2 protein-coding genes are annotated in these 4,043 nt (G+C 64.0%); both read right to left on the bottom strand.

The window, feature by feature from the left end; genetic code table 11:
• Window positions 1-115: beta-ketoacyl synthase N-terminal-like domain-containing protein (locus D5S18_RS36460; protein WP_158607953.1), on the bottom strand; the 115-nt coding region annotated here is incomplete at its 3' end.
• A gap of 122 nt (window positions 116-237) precedes the next feature.
• Window positions 238-4,002 carry a type I polyketide synthase gene (locus D5S18_RS25220; protein ID WP_239003989.1) on the bottom strand — a complete coding sequence of 1,255 codons (3,765 nt, stop codon included), beginning with the start codon at window positions 4,000-4,002 and terminating at the stop codon, window positions 238-240.
• Window positions 4,003-4,043: the final 41 nt, after the last annotated feature.

The raw sequence follows: 4,043 nt of genomic DNA, 5'->3' as shown, positions 1-4,043 counted from the left end.
CCCGATCGGTCGGGAACCCACCGATCACGTCACGCCCCTCGGCCAGCAACTGCCACAACTCCCCCGCAGAGGACACCCCACCCGGGAACCGACATCCGATCCCCACGATTGCCACCGGCTCCGACGCTAGTGCACGTAGCTCCCGATTCTCCCTTCGTAGGGACTCGTTATCTCGCGCCGAAATTCGCAGAGCTCTGGTCAGGTCATCAATCGAAATGGACACGCAAATCCCCTCGGTCAGTCCATCTGCTTCTCAATAATATGACGTACGAGACTTTCGGGATCCAACGAGTCGATCAGGCTGGAATCATCAGCGTTACCGATATTGTCCGGCGTCTTCAACTCGCGAAGTTTCTCGATAATTCCCTCGATGCGACGAGTGACCGAATCACTTCCCGCGATATCCGGATCAATCCGGCGGAGGGTCGATTCAAACCTCTCCAGATCTTCCAAGAAGCTGTCTTCCACTGATTCGGTGGTATCGAAGAGTTCTTGGAGGATGTATCCGGTCACCGCGTTCGGTGTCGGGTAGTCGAAGACCAGCGTGGCCGGTAGTCGCAGCCCGGTGATGGTGTTGAGACGATTTCGGGCTTCCACTGCGGTCAGCGAATCGAATCCCAGGTCCCGGAAATTGCGGTCGACATCGATCGCCTCAGCACCGGAATAACCCAATACCGCCGCGACCTGACCGCAGACCATCTCGAGCACTGCCGCATACCGATCGGACTCGGACAATCCCGCCGCCCGCTCCCGCAAGCCTGCCAGAGCTTCGGCTTCGGCTTCGGCTTGCTCAGCTTGCAGCGCCGCCTGCGCGTCGGACAGTTCGTGCAGCAGACAACGATCCCTCGACGCCGCGTAGATCGGTGCGAACCGCCGCCACTCGATATCGGCGATCGTCATGGTCGTCTCACCACGACCCACCGCTTGGCTCAATGCCTGCAAGGCCAGATCCGGATCCATCAACCGAACACCATTGAGTGCCAGGAAGTCTGCGATGGAGCTTCCGTGGGACAGGAGTTCGGCGCTGCCGTCGGCCTCGACCATTCCCCCGCCAGCCCAGCCTCCCCATGCCAGTGCGGTAGCGGTGAGGCCCCGCGTTCTGCGGTCGTGGGCCAGGCCGTCGAGGTAGGCATTCGCGGCGGCGTAGGCCGCGCTGCCAGCGCTGCCCCAAGTCACCGCGCCGGAGGAGAACATGACGAACGCATCCAGGGGGCGGTCACCGAGCAGTTCGTCTAGATACCACGCACCGGCGATCTTGGGTTCCACCACCGTGATCAGTGACGATAGGTCGATCTCGGTAAGCGGGGTCAACGAGCCGACACCGGCGGCATGGATGACCGCTGTGAGCGGAGCGGGGTCGTCGTCGATCGCCGACAACAGCGCGGCCACGTCATCGCGTCGGGTCATATCGCAGGTCGCGATCGTGACCCGGCTGCCCAGCGCACGCAGTTGCGTTTCGAGCACCTCGACATCGGGTGCCCGTCGACCACGACGACTGGCCAGCACGACATGCTCGGCGCCGTTGTCGGCCACCCAGTGCGCCAGATTCCTGCCGATTCCGCCGGTACCGCCGGTGATCAGGACCGTTCCTGTCGGCTTCCACCCATCGGCGGCGGCGGATCCGGGCAACGATGCCCGCACCATCCGGCGGCCGTAGACCCCTGACCGCCGGACCGCCAACTGATCTTCCCCATCGCTTCGGGACAACGAAGCCAACAGACGCTGCACAACCGTCTGGTCCCATCCGTCCGGCAGATCGATCAGGCCACCCCACCACTGCGGGTACTCCAGCCCGGCTACCTGACCCAGACCCCACATCTGGACCTGCATCGTGCTGCTGATCCGCTCCTCGGAAACGACGTTCACCGCACCGCTGGTCACACACCACAAACGCTGTCCGCCACCGAGATCGCCCAGTGCCTGCAGCAGCAGCAGATTCGCCAACAACCCCTGCGTCACGGACGAACTCTGCGAACACTGCCGATCATCGAGCGCCGCAAACGACAACACACCACTCAACTCGCTCCGCCCGGTCGCATCGCGCAGAAGGTCCACCACATCCAGGCGCGACATACGGTCGGCGTTGATCTCAAGGTAGCGGGTATGGACACCGGATTCCCGCAACGCTTCGAGCACGCCTTCACCCGCATCCACGCCACTGGACCCGACTACAAGCCAATTTCCGCGCACACCCACCGGCTCGTCCGGCAGTAGTCGCCAATCGATCCGATAGGACCATGAACCGATTGCTGTCTGATCCTGATGGCGTCGCCGCCACGATGACAGCAGCGGTAGCGCCTCATCGACAGATCGATCCGGATCTATCCCCAACGCACCCAGATCTCCCTTTTCGACCGCACGCCAGAACTCGGCATCGATCGCGTTGGAGGAGGTCCGATCGGCGGTCTTTTCGAGCCAGTACCGGCGCCGCTGGAACGCATACGTAGGCAACTCGACCCACCGGCCACGCCCCCGCAATACGGATTCCCACTCCACACCTACACCCGACACGCCCAACTGCGCGACCGATTGAGCAAACCGCGCCACGCCGTCCTCGCCACGACGCAACGAGCCCACCACCACCGCCGCAGATGACTTCCCCTCTTCTAGCGCGTCACCGATCTGCTCGATATCGACCACCAGCAACGGATGCGGGCTGGCCTCGATGAACACCGTGTACCCATCGCGATACAACCCTTGGACAGTGTGCTCGAAACGAACAGGTTCGCGCAGATTGGCATACCAGTACCGCGCATCCAATTCGCTGGTGTCGAGCACTGCGCCGGTCACCGTCGAATAGAACACCACCTGCGACGAGCGGGCCTGGAGTCCGGCCAACGCCTCCAGCAACGGTTCACGCAACCGCTCGACCTGCGCCGAGTGCGAGGCGTAATCTACCGGGACCCGTCTGGCGCGGACCTCGCGGGCTTCGCACACCGCCAGCAGGGCATCCAGCTGCTCGCTCAGGCCCGAGACCACCGTGGCCCGGGGCCCGTTGGCCGCAGCCACCGACAACCCGTCGAAACCCTCGAGCAGCTGCTCGACCTGCTTCAGCGGCAACCCGACCGACATCATGCCGCCCTGACCCTCCAGCACGGTCAAAGCCGCCGAACGCAGGATCACGATCCGGGCCGCATCCTCAAGGGACAACGCCCCCGACACATACGCCGCAGCGATTTCACCCTGGGAATGACCGACCACCGCGTCGGGTTCGACACCGAAAGAACGCCACAGCTCAGCCAGCGATACCATCACCGCGAATAACACCGGCTGGACCACATCGACCCGCTCGAGCCACACCGAATCCTCGCCGGCAAGCACATCCAGCAGCGACCACTCCACCAACGAAGCGAACGCCTTGTCGCACTCGGCCATCTTCTCGGCGAACACCGGTGCCGATGCCAGCAGTTGCCGACCCATTCCCAGCCACTGCGCACCCTGCCCCGGGAACACCAACACCGTCTTACCCTGCTCATGCGCCACACCCGACACCACACCCGACGCCGGAACCTGCTCAGCCACCGCAGCCAACCCGGCCATCAACTCCGACCGATCACCACCCACGATCACCGCACGATGCTCGAACACCGACCGCCCCAACAACGACCGCGCCACATCGGCCACGCCGAGATCCGGACACCGCTCCAAATACCGCCCCAACCGCCGCGCCTGCCCAGCCAACGCCTCCCCACCACGCCCCGACAACACCCACACCAACGCAGAGTCGGCCGTCTCGGCGAATTCGGCTACCGGCGCCTGCACATCGGCAACCAGTGTCGGCTCGACAGCCGGTGCCTGCTCAAGGATCACGTGAGCGTTGGTACCACTGACACCGAAGGCGGACACACCCGCGCGCCGCAGACGACCCGTCTCGGGCCAGTCCCGCGCCTCAGTCAGCAACTCCACCCGACCCGCAGACCAATCCACATGCGGAGTCGGCTCATCCGCATGCAACGTCGGCGGCAGCACCCCATGCCGCATCGCCATCACCATCTTGATCACACCAGCCACCCCCGCAGCCGCCTGAGTGTGACCGATATTGG

Origin of the sequence: Nocardia panacis (assembly GCF_003598715.1) — a bacterium.
In the GTDB taxonomy this organism is placed as follows: domain Bacteria; phylum Actinomycetota; class Actinomycetes; order Mycobacteriales; family Mycobacteriaceae; genus Nocardia; species Nocardia panacis.
Note: the sequence above shows the minus strand (reverse complement) of the source record. Positions and strands in the feature narration are given on the sequence as shown.